15 protein-coding genes are annotated in these 17,335 nt (G+C 52.1%); 8 read left to right on the top strand and 7 right to left on the bottom strand.

Features of this window, described 5'->3' with window-relative positions:
* Positions 1–13: 13 nt before the first annotated feature.
* Positions 14–613 (bottom strand): Crp/Fnr family transcriptional regulator, encoded by a 600-nt coding sequence (locus ACFE8Q_RS21345; protein ID WP_375447466.1) that lies wholly within the window; start codon positions 611–613, stop codon positions 14–16.
* A gap of 159 nt (positions 614–772) precedes the next feature.
* On the opposite strand from ACFE8Q_RS21345, the gene xylA reads away from it, so the two are divergent.
* Together xylA and ACFE8Q_RS21335 are read left to right on the top strand one after the other, a co-directional pair.
* Positions 773–2,119 carry a xylose isomerase gene (gene xylA / locus ACFE8Q_RS21340; protein WP_375447465.1) on the top strand — a complete coding sequence of 449 codons (1,347 nt, stop codon included), beginning with the start codon at positions 773–775 and terminating at the stop codon, positions 2,117–2,119.
* A gap of 93 nt (positions 2,120–2,212) precedes the next feature.
* Positions 2,213–2,668 (top strand): nuclear transport factor 2 family protein, encoded by a 456-nt coding sequence (locus ACFE8Q_RS21335; RefSeq protein WP_375447464.1) that lies wholly within the window; start codon positions 2,213–2,215, stop codon positions 2,666–2,668.
* Between the two features lie 117 nt (positions 2,669–2,785).
* Here ACFE8Q_RS21335 and panC read toward each other — a convergent pair whose 3' ends face one another.
* Positions 2,786–3,628, bottom strand: a complete 843-nt coding sequence (gene panC, locus ACFE8Q_RS21330; protein ID WP_375447463.1) for a pantoate--beta-alanine ligase — start codon at positions 3,626–3,628, stop codon at positions 2,786–2,788.
* 141 nt (positions 3,629–3,769) lie between these two features.
* On the opposite strand from panC, the gene ACFE8Q_RS21325 reads away from it, so the two are divergent.
* From ACFE8Q_RS21325 to ACFE8Q_RS21305, 5 genes are all read left to right on the top strand, one after another.
* Positions 3,770–4,582 carry a glycogen/starch synthase gene (locus tag ACFE8Q_RS21325; RefSeq protein WP_375447462.1) on the top strand — a complete coding sequence of 271 codons (813 nt, stop codon included), beginning with the start codon at positions 3,770–3,772 and terminating at the stop codon, positions 4,580–4,582.
* Positions 4,583–4,592: 10 nt separating this feature from the next.
* Entirely contained in the window at positions 4,593–5,990 is a 1,398-nt protein-coding gene (locus tag ACFE8Q_RS21320) for a DUF4270 family protein (protein WP_375447461.1), read from the top strand.
* Between the two features lie 178 nt (positions 5,991–6,168).
* Positions 6,169–8,022 carry a glutamine--fructose-6-phosphate transaminase (isomerizing) gene (gene glmS, locus ACFE8Q_RS21315; protein ID WP_375447460.1) on the top strand — a complete coding sequence of 618 codons (1,854 nt, stop codon included), beginning with the start codon at positions 6,169–6,171 and terminating at the stop codon, positions 8,020–8,022.
* Between the two features lie 248 nt (positions 8,023–8,270).
* Positions 8,271–9,212 (top strand): fructosamine kinase family protein, encoded by a 942-nt coding sequence (locus ACFE8Q_RS21310; RefSeq protein ID WP_375447459.1) that lies wholly within the window; start codon positions 8,271–8,273, stop codon positions 9,210–9,212.
* Between the two features lie 80 nt (positions 9,213–9,292).
* Complete coding sequence (locus ACFE8Q_RS21305; protein WP_375447458.1) at positions 9,293–10,825, top strand: TonB-dependent receptor; 1,533 nt, start codon at positions 9,293–9,295, stop codon at positions 10,823–10,825.
* Here the strand turns inward: ACFE8Q_RS21305 and ACFE8Q_RS21300 are convergent.
* Positions 10,767–11,336 (bottom strand): DUF308 domain-containing protein, encoded by a 570-nt coding sequence (locus ACFE8Q_RS21300; RefSeq protein ID WP_375447457.1) that lies wholly within the window; start codon positions 11,334–11,336, stop codon positions 10,767–10,769. The two genes, ACFE8Q_RS21305 and ACFE8Q_RS21300, sit on opposite strands and share 59 nt — an antisense overlap.
* 261 nt (positions 11,337–11,597) lie before the next feature.
* Between ACFE8Q_RS21300 and ACFE8Q_RS21295 the strand changes: the two genes are divergently transcribed.
* The gene (locus tag ACFE8Q_RS21295; RefSeq protein ID WP_375447527.1) at positions 11,598–12,263 is read left to right on the top strand and encodes an arginine-tRNA-protein transferase; all 666 of its coding nucleotides are present in this window, start codon (positions 11,598–11,600) and stop codon (positions 12,261–12,263) included.
* Between the two features lie 8 nt (positions 12,264–12,271).
* Here ACFE8Q_RS21295 and ACFE8Q_RS21290 read toward each other — a convergent pair whose 3' ends face one another.
* The 4 genes from ACFE8Q_RS21290 to ACFE8Q_RS21275 form a co-directional block, all read right to left on the bottom strand.
* Entirely contained in the window at positions 12,272–14,152 is a 1,881-nt protein-coding gene (locus ACFE8Q_RS21290) for a monovalent cation:proton antiporter-2 (CPA2) family protein (protein ID WP_375447456.1), read from the bottom strand.
* A gap of 30 nt (positions 14,153–14,182) precedes the next feature.
* Positions 14,183–14,767: an NAD(P)H-dependent oxidoreductase gene (locus tag ACFE8Q_RS21285; protein ID WP_375447455.1), complete on the bottom strand. Its 585-nt coding sequence runs from the start codon at positions 14,765–14,767 to the stop codon at positions 14,183–14,185.
* A gap of 114 nt (positions 14,768–14,881) precedes the next feature.
* Positions 14,882–16,135, bottom strand: a complete 1,254-nt coding sequence (locus ACFE8Q_RS21280; protein ID WP_375447454.1) for a cation:proton antiporter — start codon at positions 16,133–16,135, stop codon at positions 14,882–14,884.
* A 118-nt stretch (positions 16,136–16,253) separates the two neighbouring features.
* Positions 16,254–17,144, bottom strand: a complete 891-nt coding sequence (locus ACFE8Q_RS21275; RefSeq protein WP_375447453.1) for a YitT family protein — start codon at positions 17,142–17,144, stop codon at positions 16,254–16,256.
* Positions 17,145–17,335: the final 191 nt, after the last annotated feature.

Raw genomic sequence — 17,335 nt, 5'->3', positions numbered from 1 at the left:
CCTCACTCACCAACTATGCATCGTCGCGGCGCATGATACGGTTTCGAATACGGCTTAGGCTAACGGGCGTTATGCCGAGATAATTGGCGATATAGTGTTGTGGAATGCGGTCCAGAATTTTCTTTTTGTTGCTCGTCAGCAACTCCAGATACCGGGCCTCCGGACTAAGGGTCAATAAACCTACCATCCGATCTTCCAGCCCAATAGCGATGTATTCGCCAATAAGTCGGCCGAATTTCTGCCAGGTGATGCTACGCTCAAACAGGTCAGCGAGAACGCTATACGGGAACACAACGTACCTGGCCGGGCTGAGGGCTTCGATGGTCATACGCGAAGGCATCCGGGTGAGGCAACTCATATAAGCACTCATGAGATGATTCTCAAAATAGAAATAAGTGGTTCTCTCCTCGCCATCAGTAGTATAAAACTGCCTGAATGAGCCTTCTAGCACCAAGGCGACGTCATGCGCCTGCCTGCCTTCTTCGGCAAAGAGTTGGTGTTTCTGAAGCGTCTCAACCCGTAAGTGCGGTGTCAGCATACTCCACTCTTCGTCGCTGAGTGGAGTAAATCGTTCAATCTGCTGGCGCAACGTTTGGAAGTCATTACTACTCATATCGTAAGTGGTGTGTATAATTATGGCCTAATTTAATCTTAAAAGAAGCAAAACAGGTCATAATAGTACAGTATGTTGCAATGATATAAAACATAGATTTTGTGCTAAACTGCGTTTGAAAAAAAGGCAACTTTACGCCAACCTACTAGTACATTCCTTATGGCAAACATTAACTTGACACTCGGCGACAAAACGTATTTCCCGTTTGTGTCATCACCCATCGCTTACGAAGGTCGCGAATCTGACAATCCGCTGGCATTTAAATTCTACGACGCCAACCGCACTATTCTGGGTACGCCCATGAAAGACCTGTTCCGGTTTGCCGTAGCTTACTGGCACACCTTCTGCGGTACCGGTGCCGATCCGTTCGGACCAGGTGTAAAGCATTTCCCCTGGGATGCCAGTGCAGGAAACGATCCGTTGGGTGCGGCGTTTAACAAAGCCGATGCCGCTTTCGAATTCATCACCAAGATAGGCATGGAATACTATTGCTTCCATGATGTCGATGTATCACCGGAAGGAAATTCGAACCACGAGTTTGAGGCGAATTTCCGTAAGGTCGTCGATTATTTGAAGCAGAAGCAGGAGGCCAGCGGTGTGAAACTGCTGTGGGGAACGGCCAATCTGTTCTCGCACGAGCGGTACATGAACGGAGCCAGCACCAACCCGGATTTCCACGTGCTTACCCACGGTGCCTGGCAGGTGAAAAACGCCATCGACGCTACCATCGAACTGGGTGGCCGGGGCTATACCTTCTGGGGTGGTCGCGAAGGATACATGTCGCTGCTGAACACCAACATGAAGCGCGAGCAGGAACATCTGGGCCGTTTCCTGCAAGTCAGCCGTGATTATGCCCGTAAGCAGGGCTTCACCGGTTCGTTCTACATTGAGCCTAAGCCAATGGAGCCAACCAAGCACCAGTACGATTTCGACGCTGCTACGGTAGTCGGATTCCTGAACCGGTTTGGCTTGCAGGATGATTTTGAGCTGAACATCGAAACGAACCACGCTACACTGGCCAGCCACACGTTTGCCCACGAATTGCAGGTAGCCGCCGACAACAACATGCTCGGCAGCATCGACGCCAACCGGGGCGATTACCAGAACGGCTGGGATACCGACCAGTTCCCCGTTGATGTGTATGAACTCACCGAGGCCATGCTGGTGATTCTGGAAGCGGGTGGCATTAAATCAGGGGGGGTGAACTTCGACGCCAAAACGCGCCGGAACTCAACCGACCTGGACGATATCTTCATCGCCCACATCGGCGGGATGGACACGTTTGCCCGCGCCGCCATTGCTGCGGAAGCCATTCTGGGCAAATCGAAATACAAGCAACTGCGTACTGAGCGTTACGCCAGTTACGACAGCGGCGCTGGTGCCGACTTCGAGGCCGGTAAACTGACCCTCGAAGACCTGCGTGAGTACGCCATGACCAACGGCGAACCAAAACAGGTCAGCGGCAAGCAGGAACTGTACGAAATGATTGTCAACCAGTACATTTAGTAAGTTTCAGGTTTCAGGGTTTCAAGTTTCAAGTAGCTTTGCTTATCATCCAGGTAGTTGCCTGAGTAAGCAGCGCCACTTGAAACTTGAAACATGAAATTTTTCCTCTTCCTCCTCCTTTTCCTTCCATTGGCCAGCGTTGCTCAGACCATGGAAACCACACCACAAGAAGATGTGGCCATTATGCAGGCTGTCGATGATTTGTTCGAGGGCATGAAAAAGGCTGATTCGGCGGCGGTGCGGAGTGCCTTCGCTTCGGGTGCTACCTTGCAGACGGTTACCAACACAGCCGGTTTTGTCAGCGTAAAGACCGAATCAATTGATGGCTTTGCTTCATCGATTGGCAAAGCGAAACCGGGCGATTTGAACGAAATTATTCAGCCCTACCAGATCCAGATAGATGGTGATCTGGCCACCGCGTTTATTCCCTATAGCTTCAGCTACAAAGGCAAAACGGTTCACTGCGGTGCCAACGCCTTCACCCTCGTCCGTTTCAACGGCGTCTGGAAAATACAGGCAATCATCGATACCCGGCGAAAGTGCCTGTAAGACGTATCAATAGTGATGTTGACATTAACGATCTGGATGGTAGATATGTAGGGGCTGCCACAGTGCCCGCCCCTACATATCTACCAACTGGGTTGCCGTTACCGTACCTGAAAGCCGTTAAAACACGATGTTATCAATCAGGCGTACCTTGCCCAGTTGGGCGGCCAGGCACAGCGCTGTTTGACCGGGAGCCTGCAATTCGATAATTGGTTGCAGCGAGTCCGTGTTGACAACTTCGATGTAGTCGAGCGTAAAGGCGGGCTGATGCGCTATATAGTCACGCACAGCAGCCTGAGCTTGTTCAGGTGTGTATTCGTCGAGTAGCATATTCTTTGCCAGCGTTAGTGCGTCGAAAAGCATAGGGGCCTGGGTACGTTCCTCCGCTGATAATAGCCGGTTACGCGACGACATGGCCAGCCCGTCGGCTTCGCGGACCGTATCGCAACGTATTAGCTCGAGAGGAAAGCTCAGGTCGCGAACCAACCGGCGAATAACGGCTACCTGTTGCAGGTCTTTCTGACCGAAGTAGGCCCGGTCGGGCTGAACCATGTGAAATAACTTACTGACAACCAGACCAACGCCATTGAAATGTCCGGGGCGGGAAGCTCCCTCCATGACCGTCTCCAGATTGCCGAAATCGAAACGTAACGTGGCTGGTTCGGGATACATTTCTGTTACTGAGGGAGAAAAGATTACGTCTGTTCCAACCGTTTCGAGCAATGCCGAGTCTTCATCCAGTGTACGGGGATAACGGGCAAGGTCGTCCGGATTATTGAACTGAGTGGGATTGACGAAGATGCTGCAAACCACAATATCGCATTCTGTCTTCGCCCGTTCAACCAGATTCAGGTGGCCCTGGTGGAGTGCTCCCATCGTTGGAACGAAGCCGATTGAGTGCCCGTTGAGGCGGGCAGTGCTGAGGTGTTGACGAAGGGCGGAAACAGTATTGACGTGGTGCATAGGAAATGGTAAATGGGGATAAGTTGGGTGTGAGAAGAATTGTAATTTTTTGCGACAAATTGTATTGAAATACGGGGTTTTTTTGCTTAATTTTGCAGGTTTTTAAGGTGAAGCCGTCCAAAATAATTCCCTCTTGCATTTATGAGCAAACTTCGCATTTTGTACGTAGCCAGTGAAATTACGCCCTTCCTCAAAACCTCTGACGTGGCCGATTTCGTGCGAAAGTTACCGCAGGATATGCAGGAACGCGGCATGGAGATCCGTATTCTGGTCCCTCGGTTTGGGCTCATTAACGAACGCAAAAATCGGCTTCATGAAGTTGTCCGGCTATCAGGCATCAACATTTCGGTGGGTGATGAAGAAAAGCCGCTGATTATTAAAGTGGCTTCGATTCCTACCGCCAAGTTGCAGGTATATTTCATCGATAACGAAGACTATTTCCACCGGAAATATGTGTTCCACGATAAAGAAGATCGCTTCTACGACGATAACGACGAACGGGCCATCTTTTTCTGTAAAGGTGTACTGGAAACGGTGAAAAAGTTGGGCTGGTCGCCCGATATCGTTCATTGCAACGACTGGATGACGGCACTGATTCCGCTATACTTAAAAACGACGTATAAGAATGACCCCATGTTTAAAGACACGAAGTCAGTCTTTACAGTGTACAATAACTCGTTTGAACATCGTTTCAATGCCAGCGACCTGGTTGAAAAAGCCAAAATGATGGACATTGATGATGCGATGCTCAGCCACCTCGAAACCGGCGACTTTACCGGGTTTATAAAAATCGGTTGTGCCTACGCCGACGCCGTTGTCAACGCAGGTAAAACCGAACACGATAGTCTGAATACTATTCTGAATGAAATTGCCGAACACAAACTGGACCTCGACGAGGCGGAAACAAACGTTAGCGAGCGTTATTTCAACATCTATACGCAACTGGCCAGTTAAGCTGACTTTAGTGGCTGCCGTATTGCTAACGGCGATAGCCTGTGAAGCGCCCAAAGAGATTGGCCTTGCCCCGTCTACACCCGTCGATGTTCTGTATACAGATACACTGACCATTACCCGCACCACCATTCAACTGGACTCGGTGCGGAGTAATGACCAGAGTACTGCCCTGATAGGCCGCTATACGGACCCTATTTTCGGACTGATAGAAAGTAAGGCATACATCCAGTTACGCCCTTCCCGTAGCCTGATCATCACCGACTCAGGTACGTCGAATGTGACATCAACTGACCGAATCATCATTGATTCAACGAAGGTGCGCTTCCCACTGAATGGTGTCTGGTACGGTGATACAACTGTTAGCCAGGAAATTTCACTGTCGGAACTGACGGATAGCCTTCGGAGTGTAAACTATGATATTACCAGCCCTGGCCCGGCGGTTCGCAGGGTGATTGCGAAGCGGACGGTTAAGATTCGGCCATCCGTCATTGATACGGCGGGCTATGTCAGCCCAATTGTGATCGACAATAGCATTGGCAGCACCATCCTGTCGATGGCTAATACCAACGCGCTGCTTTTTTCGAGCACAACAGGTGCCTGGGTAGACCCGGTGGCGTTCCGTCAGAAAATTGCTCACGATTACGTATTGACCTCAGCTAGCACGCCCCAGGCGGCTATTCTGGGCATAACACCGTCGGAAGGAGCCATCGTGACCTACTTTCACGTGAAAGGAGAAAGCTTTGCGCAGGCCTATGAACTTCCGTTTACCGGTAAACGATTCAACCAGATCACAGCCAATCGGGGCGGAACGCCGCTGGCCAGTCTGCGACCCGGCCAAAGCCTGGCAACCACAACTACTGCCAGGACCTACGTGCAGCCTGGTACTGGTGTAACCACGAAACTTCAGTTTCCGTCGTTGACAAACCTGTTGAAAACAGGCCGTATCGCCATAAATCGGGCCGATCTGGTTATTACGCCAATTGCCGCTGAAGACGGTAAGCGGCCTTTACCACCCTATTTAGTTTTGGCTGAAGTAGGGGTTAATAACAGGTTAGTTCGGACAGTATCTACTACGGGAATAGAATCGATTTTAGCTACGGTGCAAACCTACGGCCCTGCTACGAGGGTGCCTGGTAGCTACTCTGGCCCTCAGATAGCTATTATTGATCCACGAACCACTAGCTATACGTTTCAACTGGCTGGATATCTCCAATCAGTGGCGGCCAATGTTAGCCCCAACAATGGGTTAGCGCTGCTGACTCCGAGTAGCCAGCTATTCGGCTCCAATTCGCAGACCGGGGGCCTGATCGATCAAACGCAGGCCGTGCTCAGCAATCGAGTCTGGCGAATGGCGCTGGAAGGGAAAGCCAGTGTAAAGCTGGTTCTGTTCTATACAAAATCGAATTAGATTTCCTGAACCCCGCCGTAATTGGCGGGGTTTATTGCTATTTAAGCGCTAACGGCAGCTTTTTAGCGGAAAGCAGGTAGCTGCTTGTTATCTTTCAACAACAACAGCCTGTTTGCGTATGATCGAACAGGTTTGTACCCGCCAATTAATAACTGAATACTGTTAACTCTTCACGGATATGTGTGGTATTGTCGCCTATGTAGGGCATCGGGAAGCCTGTCCCCTTGTGATCAAAGGACTCAAACGGCTCGAGTATCGGGGCTATGATAGTGCAGGGGTAGCCCTGTTGAACGGTGACGGGCTAAAAGTGTATAAAAAGAAAGGGAAGGTATCGGCTCTTGAACAGGAACTTGACGGTAAAGAGCTACATGCCACTATTGGTATGGGCCATACGCGCTGGGCTACCCATGGCGAACCCAACGACGTGAATGCGCACCCGCACTACTCGTTCCATAAAAAAATAGCGATTATCCACAACGGGATTATCGAGAACTACGCTACCATTAAGGAAACGCTTGTTCGTAAAGGGCATACGTTCACCAGCCAGACCGATACGGAAGTGCTGGGGCAGTTTATTGAAGATATCTGGGAAAATGCTGGCGGTCCGGCGAACCGGGGTACGTTAGAAGATGCCGTTCGGTTGGCCCTACAGGAAGTAGTTGGTGCCTACGCAATCGTGGTGATGAACGCCGCCGACCCTACCCAACTGGTAGCTGCCCGCAAAGGGAGTCCGCTGGTAATTGGAGTGGGCGAAGGCGAATACTTCTTTGCCTCCGATGCGTCGCCCATCATTGAATACACGAAGGACGTCATCTATCTGAACGAGTACGAGATTGCCACGGTAAAAGACGGTAAGCTGAATATAGTTACCCTCGATAACACCAAGACGACGCCTTACGTACAGAAGATCGAAATGGAGCTTGAGGCTATTGAAAAAGGTGGTTTCGAGCACTTCATGCTGAAAGAAATCTTCGAGCAGCCCCGATCAATCGCCGATTCAATGCGTGGCCGTGTCAATGCTGCCGAAGGAACACTGCAACTCGGTGGTCTACGCGATTATCTGGATAAACTGGCTAAGTCGAAGCGGATCATTATCGTGGGCTGCGGTACGTCCTGGCATGCAGGTCTGGTAGCCGAATATATTTTTGAGGAGCTGGCGCGTATTCCCGTCGAGGTTGAATATGCCTCAGAATTCCGTTATCGGAACCCGATCATTAAGGAGGGTGATATTGTTATCGCCATCTCTCAATCGGGCGAAACAGCCGACACCCTGGCGGCAATCGAACTGGCCAAATCGAAAGGGGCTACCATTTTTGGCGTTTGCAACGTAGTCGGCTCGTCGATTGCGCGGGCTACTCATGCTGGTGCGTATACCCACGCCGGACCAGAAATTGGGGTAGCCAGTACTAAAGCTTTCACCGCTCAGGTGACTGTGTTGACCTTAATGGCACTGGCTGCGGCCCAGCGTAAAGGCACCATCTCGGATACGCTGTTCCGGCAGCTACTGGCCGAACTGGAAGCTATTCCGGCCAAAGTAGAGCGAGTATTGCAAAGTGCCGACAAAATCAAGGAGATTGCTTACATATTCACCTACGCCCGCAACTTCATTTACCTGGGTCGCGGTCTGAATTTCCCGGTTGCACTGGAAGGTGCATTGAAATTAAAGGAGATCAGCTACATCCATGCCGAAGGGTATCCGGCCGCCGAAATGAAGCACGGCCCGATTGCGCTCATCGATGAAGACATGCCGATGGTGGTCGTGGCCACCCAGGATAGCTCGTACGAAAAAGTGGTATCGAACATTCAGGAGGTGAAAGCCCGCAAAGGCCGCGTCATCGCCGTAACGACGGAAGGAGACACGCACCTGCCCACGATGGTTGATTTTGTGATCGAGATTCCGAAAGTGCACGACATCCTGATGCCGCTGATTTCGGTTATTCCTATGCAACTGCTGGCTTACGACATTGCCGTCATGCGCGGCCGTAACGTAGACCAGCCCCGTAATCTGGCTAAGTCGGTAACGGTGGAATAAACACATGTCCAATTCAACAAAGACCTGCAAGCATATACCTTGCAGGTCTTTTTTTCGCTTCAAAACCAACTGATCGTAGTCTGTATGTCTATAGCGAGAGCCTTTCGGCGCAAACTGGCATCACTCTGGCCAGGCATACGTACTGACTCTTGGCTTTAACGTACCTGAGAGATAAAGATTAGTTACCGCCTGATGTAAACCGCTGACGCTACTACCATGTTACTTCCCTGAACTGTAGCTTGGATCGTATGATGTTTTGGGGTAACGAACAGGCTGAATTTTTTGAGGCGATCTTGTTTCAGCACCTGGGTGAGCCGGTGGAAGTGCTCGATACGCAGTTTCTGAATGGCGGCGATATCAATACGGCGGCACGGGTGTTCACCTCGCTGGGTACGTTCTTCGTCAAGTGGAATCAGGCCAATCTGAGCGGAACCGGACGGCAACGCATCGATGAGGTGATGCCTGATGGCGACGATCTGTTTGCCGTCGAAGCTAAAGGACTCGCCATACTCCGCAATGCAAACGCCATTCGGGTGCCCGCCGAAGTGGGGCATGGCCGACAGGGCGATCAGGCGTATCTTATTCTGGAATATATTGAGTCGGGAGCCACTGGTTTGCCAGGTGCACCACCTGACTACTGGGCAAGGCTGGGTCAGCAACTGGCTGAACTTCATGCCCATACGCAGCCACAGTTTGGGCTGGATCACGATAACTTTATCGGGACATTGTCGCAACGTAATACGTTGATGAGCAACGGGATCGATTTTTTCTTCGAACAACGGTTATTGCCGCAGGCTGGTCAGGCATTGTACAACGGCCTTCTGGGGAAGGTGCACTATGACGCCCTGTTTCGCCTCCGCGACCGCCTCTCCAACCTGCTGCCTGCCGACCGCCCGGCGCTACTCCACGGCGACCTCTGGACAGGCAATGTGCTGATCACCGAATCGAATCAGCCCGCGTTGGTCGACCCGGCGGTGTATTACGGGCTGCGCGAGGCTGAACTGGCGTTCACGTACCTGTTCGGTGGATTCGATACCCATTTTTATGAGGCGTATACCGAGCTGTTTCCGCTGGAACCGGGTTTTGCTGAACGGATCCCGATCTATAACCTGTATCCGTTGCTGGTGCATGTAAATCTGTTCGGAACCGGGTACGTTTCAGGCGTTGAGCGGGTGTTAAATCGTTTTTAGGATACAGCCAACCCATTTTGTGGGTTTATTGTTCTTCTGGTAAATGGTGTAATTTTGGTTGTATCACTTCGATCAGCACGATGTACGAAAAAAATATAGGCACTAAACAGAAAGCGTTGCGTCTTAATCTCGACCGACGGATTTACGGCTCGTTTGCCGAAATCGGGGCGGGGCAGGAAACGGCAGCGATCTTTTTTAAAGCGGGCGGCGCATCAGGCACAGTAGCCAAAACCATGTCGGCCTATGATATGACGTTCAGTGATGCGATTTACGGTACCGAGGTTAGTGGCAGGTACGTTGTTGAGTCGCGGCTGATGAAAATGCTCAATAAAGAGTATAGCCTACTTGAAAAGCGCCTGTCGGAAAAACGAGGCGCCGACACGACCTTCTTTGCGTTCGCCAACACCGTTGTTGCGCTCAACTACCAGAAAACCAATGAAGGGCACGGCTGGCTCGGCTGCCGCTTTCAGAGCGATCCGCTGTCGCCGCCCAACGATGTAGTCATTCACGTCCGGCTGCTCGACAACGAGAATCTGTTGCAGCAACAAACGCTGGGTGTTATTGGCGTGAACCTGATTTACGCCTGTTTTTACTACGCCAAATCGCCCGAGACGCTGGTGCTCTCTCTAATGGACGATCTGGCTCCCGAACGCATTCAGATTGATACCATCCGCTGCGGTGGTCCCGACTTTGCCCAGGTCGACAACCGGCTGATGAGCCTGTATCTGGTGAAGAACGGGTTTACCGATGCCGCGTTGTTTGGTCCCGACGGGCAGGTGTTGCAGCCGAAAGAGGCGCTTTACAAGAAGAATGTGGTGGTGATGCGCGGTCGGCTTCGTCCGGTAACCAATGTGCAACTCGATATGATCGACAACGGCCTGAAGCAGTTTCTGGAAGAGCCGGATGTTGATGCAAGCCGGGTTATGATGCTGTCGGAACTGACCCTGCACAATTTAAAAGCCAACGAACAGGGCATCGACGAGAAGGACTTTCTCGACCGGGTGGATATTCTGTGTGGTCTTGGGCAAACGGTGATGATCTCGAACTACCACGAATATTACCGGCTGGTAGCATACCTGTCGCGGCTGACCCGGCTTAAAATCGGCCTGATCATGGGCATTCCGAACCTGGAATACATCTTCGAGGAAGATCATTATAACTTCCTGCCGGGAGGAATTCTCGAATCATTTGCCACGCTGTTTAGCCGGAAGGTGAAGCTGTTTGTGTACCCCACCTTCCGTAACGGACAGATTTATACCTGCGCTCAGTTTCAACTGCCACCGCATCTGGAACCGCTCTTCCAGTACCTGAAGAGCAACGACAAGATCGAGGACATTACTGACTACAACGAGCAGAACCTGCACATTTCAACCGATCACGTACTGGAAATGATCCAGGCTGGTGAAGACGGCTGGGAAGCAATGGTGCCCGCCAAGGTGGTCAGCCAGATTAAGGCGAACTGCCTCTTCGGGTATCCCTGCGAAGTCGAGTATACGCCGATCAGCGTGCAGATTCAGCAGGCGGTGGAACAGGGCGGCCTGCGTCCTGAACCAACTAACGGGCAACAGAACCCTCTTCCTTCGCCCGTTGCGTCAATCGTTGCAACACAATAAGCAGAATGCCCAGCACAATGGGGAAAAAGCCCGTGATGCCTAACGAGTCGAGAAGACCGATGGGACGAAGCAGAATGTTGAAAGCCAGGTAACCACTTGCGAGTACACTCAGGAAATGAACTATTTTGGCGGCAAATGAGGAGCCTCCTTGCATGAGTGCAATATACATGGCTTGAATCGCTTGCAGAAATGCATAAAAAACGGCCCAGAAGCCAAGCATATCGACAAAGTTTTTAAGGCCACTAGTAGCAGAAACGAGAAACACAACACCAAAAGCCGCATCATTCAGGCCGTGCAACAGACTCCATAAGCTGTTGGAATCGGCCTGGCGGTTGATGAGGCCGTAGCCCAGACCAACAAAACCAGCCAGCAACGCAATAATACCGATGACGCGGCCCGAAGCGGGAGTGAACGAATTGGCGTAAAGAAATAGCGCGCCCCCCATCAGTATATAGAAGACGCCTCGGGCAGACAACATCCAGCCGTAACGAAGTTGTTGAGGGTTGTTCATAAGGGTAAGTTGTTTACGCTTTAATAACCTAAGTCTATAAACTTTGTTCTGTAATAATTGACTTACGGCTGATAACAGATTGTGATTTATTGGAGACCCGTTGGCGGCAGTGAGTAGATGGCTTTATTGTTGCCCGGCTGAGTCAGGGTTTGGAGACGCAAACGGTTCATATCAGGTTACTACTCGAATGCTGAACAGCGTATAGTCGACCACTTAACAGTCCGTTTGGGCACCACATCATAGCGACTACTTACCGTAATGATAGAACGAAGCAGGCTTGATCTATTCCTGAGCCGAGGGTATTTCAGGATGCAGCAGCAGATTTTTACATGCCGCTATGTGCACTTCGATGAGGTACGTTATCCCGTCCACTGGTTGCGGATTGTACTGTCGGCTGTCACCTTTGGGCCAAAACAGAATAGGCTGCTGCGCATCAACAGCCCTTTTTCCGTCACTGTGAAGCCGCTTGTGCTAACCGATGAACTGGAAGAATTATATGATGTGTACTGGAATAGCCTTGATTTCGATGCGCCCTACTCCGTTGAATCCTGCCTGCTCGAAGGTAGTGCACGTACGATATTCGATACGTACGTGATTGAAGTGCGGGACAATGGCAAGCTGATTGCGGCCGGTATTTTCGACAACGGCGACCGGAGTATTGCCGGTATTATGAACTTCTATCATCCCGCTTATCATAAGCAAAGCCTGGGCAAGTACCTGATGTTGCAGAAGATTCTGTACGCTCAACGCCAGCAGAAAACCTACTACTACCCTGGATATCTGGTGGGTAATTACCCCAAGTTCGACTACAAGCTATTTGCTTGCCAGGCGGCAACAGAAGTATACGACGCCCACAACGGCCATTGGCTTCCTTTCTCCTGGGAAACAGCCAAAGAGCTGGAGATGAATGTGTCAGACGACAATTAAACCATGCACTAAGCGGTCGATTTTGCTTCGGCTACCAGGCTGGTATCGTCCCATCCTTCCTCGATATACAGGCTGGTGGCGTTTCGGTCGGCCTGAATAAGCCGTTCCAGCTCGTCCATCGTTTCGCGGGCGGCCGTCAGGTATTCCTCTTCATTGCGAATGGCCGAAAGCTTTTTCAGCGTTTTTTCGTCATGGATAAAAAACGTTTTGGCCGCACGGGCCGCTTCGTGCGACCGGTGCCCCAGCAGTGTGAGGGCATCAACGCCGAGCCGCAGGCTGGTATCCAGCGTTTCCCGGTAAATGTGCAGCATACCTGCGTTCATCAGGTCGTAGGCATCATATCGGTTCGTGGATCGAACCAGGATATGGAGGTTGGGAAAGTGTTTCTTGACTGTCTCGATCAGCTCCAGCCGTTTTTCAGGGTCATTAATGGCGATGACGATGATCCGGGCTTTCGCTGCCCCGGCAATATCGAGCAGGTCGTGGCGACTGGCGTCGCCGTAGTAAACTTTAAAACCCATTCTACGGAGCCACGTCACGTTGTCACTGTCTACATCGAGCACAGTAGTACCCACATTGTTTGCCTGCAAGAAGCGGCCGATCGTGTTGCCAAAGTGGCCGTAGCCGGCAATGATAACGGGGTTATCTTCTGAAACAACATCACTTTCCCGATCCTCTTTTTCTTTCACCCCCAGCCGGGGCAACAGCAGTTTTTCGTTCAGCAGCATAAAAAGTGGCGTAAACGCCATACTGATCGCAACAACGGCCGTCATAATGTCGGTCAATGGTTTGGGCAGAACTCCTTCCTGTGCGGTGAAACTGAACAGCACAAACGCGAATTCACCTACCTGACATAGACCAAAGCTGAAAATCAGATTCTGTTCGGTGGATAGCTTGAAAGTGCGGCCAAGGACGGCCAGCACCAGCAGTTTGCAGAGCATAATGCCCAGCACCAGACCGAAAATCAGCAGGGGGCTAGCCATAATGAGTTGAAAGTCGATCGAGGCGCCGACTGCAATGAAGAACAGGCCAAGCAACAGACCTTTGAAGGGGTCGATGTCGCTTTCCAGTTCATGACGGTACTCACTGTTGGCCAGTACCACTCCCGCCAGGAACGTACCCAGGGCTGGGCTCAGGCCCACGGTAGTCATCAGCACCGCAATGCCGACTACCAGTAGGAGCGCTGTAGCGGTGAACAGTTCGCGCATGCCGGTTCGGGCTACGATGCGAAACAGCGGGGGTGTCAGGTAGCGGCCGGTGATGATAATGGCCGCTACTGACCCCAGCACAACCACCGGCTGTAGCCAGGTCGGCAATGAATCGATCAGGGTGGCACTGGCATGTTCGCCCCCCGCCTGAGCCATAGCTGGTTCGGTAGCGAGCAAAGGAAACAGCGCCAGCATGGGAATAACGGCAATGTCCTGAAACAGAAGCACGGCAAAGGAGCCCTGCCCGGCGGCGGTCTGCATCAGTCCCTTTTCGTTGAGCGACTGCAACACGATGGCAGTCGACGACATGGCGATGATCATGCCCAAAACGAGCGACTGCTGCCAGTTGATGCCGAACAGGAGAGCTAAACCCGCAATTACGACGGAGGTAACGCCAATCTGGAAGCCGCCCATACCGAGAATTGACTTTCGTAAGCGCCAGAGCCGGGACGGTTCCAGTTCAAGGCCAATCACGAACAGCATCATCACCACGCCAAATTCGGCAAAGTGCATGATGTCAGTGCCTTCATGACCAATAAATTGTAGACAGGCCGGGCCAATCAGAACACCTGCCAGCAAATAACCCAGCACCGAGCCCAAACCCACTTTTTTGGCAATCGGCACCATCACAACAGCGGCGGCCAGGTAGACCATGGCCTGAAAAAAGAACGATTCCTGCATGATACGTAGAGTAATTACTGGATTATAGCATTATACTAACTCATTGACATACTGGACCCTGCCAAAGTCGTCGGCCGTAAACTGATCGTTGACCAGCGCCGATATCAACTGGCAGTACTGATCGCCGTACTCATTCAACTGCTCGTCGGTAAGGCGATGGGTCGTGTGAATGACGAACGGAGGCAGGTACGTCATTTTGCACAGATTGGCCGTCTGGTCAAACGGCGCCAGAAACTGGTTGATCGTGAACCGGTTAGTACCTGTAGGGCTATATGCCTGTCGGCTACCCCCGCACGAAATCGCATTCATCATGGCCTTACCAGCCAGTGCCTTGCCCTCCCGGCCATACGCCCAGTTGTGTTCCAGCACCAGATCGAACCACTGCTTCACAATAGCCGGACTACTGTACCAGTAAAAGGGATGCTGAAAAACGACGATGTCGTGGTTGAGCAACAGGCGCTGTTCCCGTTCTACGTTGATGTACAAATCGGGATATTGTTCATACAGATCGTTGACCGTCACGTTTTTCAGACGCGAACAGTAGTTGAGCAGCGTCGCATGAATCCGGGATTTACTGAGGATAGGATGAGCAAACTGAATTAAAACTCTGGCCATAGTAGTATCGGTAGCGAAGTGCAGAGGACTCCCTCTGCCGGTTGAAAGAGAAGAAACCACCCGGTTAGTTCCTCTAAAGATTGACAGGAAACAGGCAAGCCAGCGCACCAACGCCTACGTTTGAGGCGAACTTGCCGGTGCCAGGCGGCGGTCCAGCCGTTTCATGACCGGGGTGGCCGACATACCATGTACAAACACAGAAAGGACGATAATCCAGCCGGTTAGTGCCCAGATTCGGGCTGGTTCAGCAAAGCTGGCTTGCTGTAGTCCGTAAGCAATATAAAACATCGAGCCGATGCCGCGAATGCCGAAGCTGGCGATTATCCAGCGTTTCAGGCCCCGTGCATTTGTTTTCCACAACGTGAGCCAGCCAAGCAGTGGTCGAATGAGGAACACAAGCACCACCCCCAGCACGGCATCCTCACCAGTCAGCGCATGCAGCAGACCTTTGGCAATGGCGCCACCAAACAATAGCAGCAGTAGTGCCACCAGCAGCCGTTCGATCTGATCGGAAAACGCGTGCATGTAGGTGTGGTACTCGTGGGTACGTTCGTGATTGCGGATGGTGATAGCCGCCACGAAAACTGCCAGAAAGCCGTAGCCGTGCAAGAGTTCGGTGAGGCCGTAGCTGATGAGAGTCACGGCCAGGGCCACAAAACCATAGGCCGTTGTTTTGATGCTGATGCGTTGGGGTAATTCGAAGATCAGATACGCCAGCAGCCGCCCAGATAGCCAACCGCCCAGTACGCCAACGCCAACCCGATACAGCAGGTCGACGAGTACCCAATGGGGTAACTCGGCCGCTGGCAGTCCGGTAGTATGGGCCAACGCAATGGCCAGATACACAAACGGGAACGCCATGCCGTCGTTCAGGCCCGCCTCGGCCGTCAGGGCAAACCGCACGGTATCTTCACCGCCTTCATTTGGGTCGCCCACCTGCACATCGCCCGCCAGCACCGGATCGGTCGGGGCCAGACTGGCTGCCAGAAACAGGGCTGTCGCCAGGGACCAGTTCGCCCATTTCCACGCAAAAAAGGCAAATACGGCAATGGTCACGACCATCGTCAGCCAGATGAGGCGGAGGGGAATTCGCCACCCCCGCCAGCTAAATTTCCGGTCGATCTTGAGCCCTGTTCCGGTCAGGGCCACAATAACGCAAAGCTCTGTCAAGTGCGTAGTTAGCTGGGGATGGCTCAGCGGGAGCGGGTCTGGCAGAGCGAACGGCAACTGATAGAGCAGCCACCCACCGGCCACAAATAGAATTGGATAGGAGAGGGGGTGCTCGGCCAGCAAAGACGGTAGCCAGGCTACGGCTAAAATAGCTAAGGCAACGATGACCAGCCACAAATCATAACTAAACGAATCCATACGGTGAGTTAATTTTTTGATAACGTACCCAGGTTTACTGCGCACTGAAAGCAACCAGGTACCTGGTAATGAACCACCTGCCTATTTATAAGTTTTCCGTTGCCGCCCGGCCAATTGCCTAATGCAGGGGGCGCCCTTTAATCATGCCTCCCTTGGCGTCGTCGATGCCGTGGTTGATAACAAAGGCGTTTTCATCGATTCGGCTGATGCTGTCTTTCAGGCGGGTTAGCTCCAGGCGGGTCACCACGGCATACAGAATGCTGGTATCTTCCTGTTTGTGCCCCCGTTTTCCATAGCCTTTTTCTCCTTTGAACACCGTAACACCACGCCCTAGCTTCTCGGTGATCATATGCCTCAGCGACTCGTGCTGGTCAGAGACGATGATGACGGCGGTGTATTCTTCGATACCATGAATCAGAAAGTCGACGGTTTTGGAGGCCGCCAGGTACGTTAGCATGGCGTAAAGGGCCGTTTCAACGGTTAGCAGAATGGCAGCAGCACTGAAAACCAAGACGTTGATCACCATGATAACGTCGCCCACCGTCAGCGCCGACCGGCGACTAACCCAGATCGCGAGGACTTCCGTGCCGTCGAGGACACCGCCGCCCCGGATAGCCAGTCCGATACCGGCGCCCAGGAAAAAGCCACCGAAAACAGAAATCAGCAGTTTATCGGTCGTAACCACCGGGTAAGGTACAACCACCAGACAGACTGCCAGCAGGCTAATAGCGATTGTTGTTCGGATGGCAAAACCGCTGGATATCTGCCGATAGCCAAGCCAGATAAACGGCAGGTTGACCAGGATAACCAGCAGCGCCAGTTCGGCCCCGGTCGTGATTTCGAGCAGGAGGGAGATGCCCATTGCGCCCCCGTCTATGAAGTTATTGGGCAGTAAGAACCCATTGAGGCCCATGCCTGCGCACAAGACACCGGCCAGCAGAAAAGCACCATCTTTTAACCGATGGAGATAGGTCTGGGGCGCGGAGACCAGAGTTTGTTGAGAAATCATGATGTTGAGTGAGTTAGCTACTGTGTAATCAGCGGTACAGGACCATTTCGGTGGGCTGGTAGGCCAACGGGGTTAACGTACCTGAACAGAGCAGTCAGGGGTTGTGTAGAGCAGCATAGAGTATGCTCGGGCCAGTTACGACCTATTCTGAAGATAGGGTGTAACTCACATCCGACGCATGAAGGGTGTAA

The sequence above is a fragment of the uncultured Fibrella sp. genome, assembly GCF_964250085.1.
GTDB lineage: Bacteria > Bacteroidota > Bacteroidia > Cytophagales > Spirosomataceae > Fibrella.
This window is presented reverse-complemented; position numbering and strand designations above follow the sequence as displayed.

Coding starts and splice junctions, on each gene's coding strand:
- panC (WP_375447463.1), bottom strand. CDS start 3,628: ATGCACCACGTCAATACTGTTTCCGCCCTTCGTCAACACCTCAGCACT.
- ACFE8Q_RS21275 (WP_375447453.1), bottom strand. CDS start 17,144: ATGATTTCTCAACAAACTCTGGTCTCCGCGCCCCAGACCTATCTCCAT.
- xylA (WP_375447465.1), top strand. CDS start 773: ATGGCAAACATTAACTTGACACTCGGCGACAAAACGTATTTCCCGTTT.
- glmS (WP_375447460.1), top strand. CDS start 6,169: ATGTGTGGTATTGTCGCCTATGTAGGGCATCGGGAAGCCTGTCCCCTT.
- ACFE8Q_RS21305 (WP_375447458.1), top strand. CDS start 9,293: ATGTACGAAAAAAATATAGGCACTAAACAGAAAGCGTTGCGTCTTAAT.
- ACFE8Q_RS21335 (WP_375447464.1), top strand. CDS start 2,213: ATGAAATTTTTCCTCTTCCTCCTCCTTTTCCTTCCATTGGCCAGCGTT.
- ACFE8Q_RS21310 (WP_375447459.1), top strand. CDS start 8,271: ATGATGTTTTGGGGTAACGAACAGGCTGAATTTTTTGAGGCGATCTTG.
- ACFE8Q_RS21290 (WP_375447456.1), bottom strand. CDS start 14,152: ATGCAGGAATCGTTCTTTTTTCAGGCCATGGTCTACCTGGCCGCCGCT.
- ACFE8Q_RS21325 (WP_375447462.1), top strand. CDS start 3,770: ATGAGCAAACTTCGCATTTTGTACGTAGCCAGTGAAATTACGCCCTTC.
- ACFE8Q_RS21300 (WP_375447457.1), bottom strand. CDS start 11,336: ATGAACAACCCTCAACAACTTCGTTACGGCTGGATGTTGTCTGCCCGA.
- ACFE8Q_RS21345 (WP_375447466.1), bottom strand. CDS start 613: ATGAGTAGTAATGACTTCCAAACGTTGCGCCAGCAGATTGAACGATTT.
- ACFE8Q_RS21280 (WP_375447454.1), bottom strand. CDS start 16,135: ATGGATTCGTTTAGTTATGATTTGTGGCTGGTCATCGTTGCCTTAGCT.
- ACFE8Q_RS21285 (WP_375447455.1), bottom strand. CDS start 14,767: ATGGCCAGAGTTTTAATTCAGTTTGCTCATCCTATCCTCAGTAAATCC.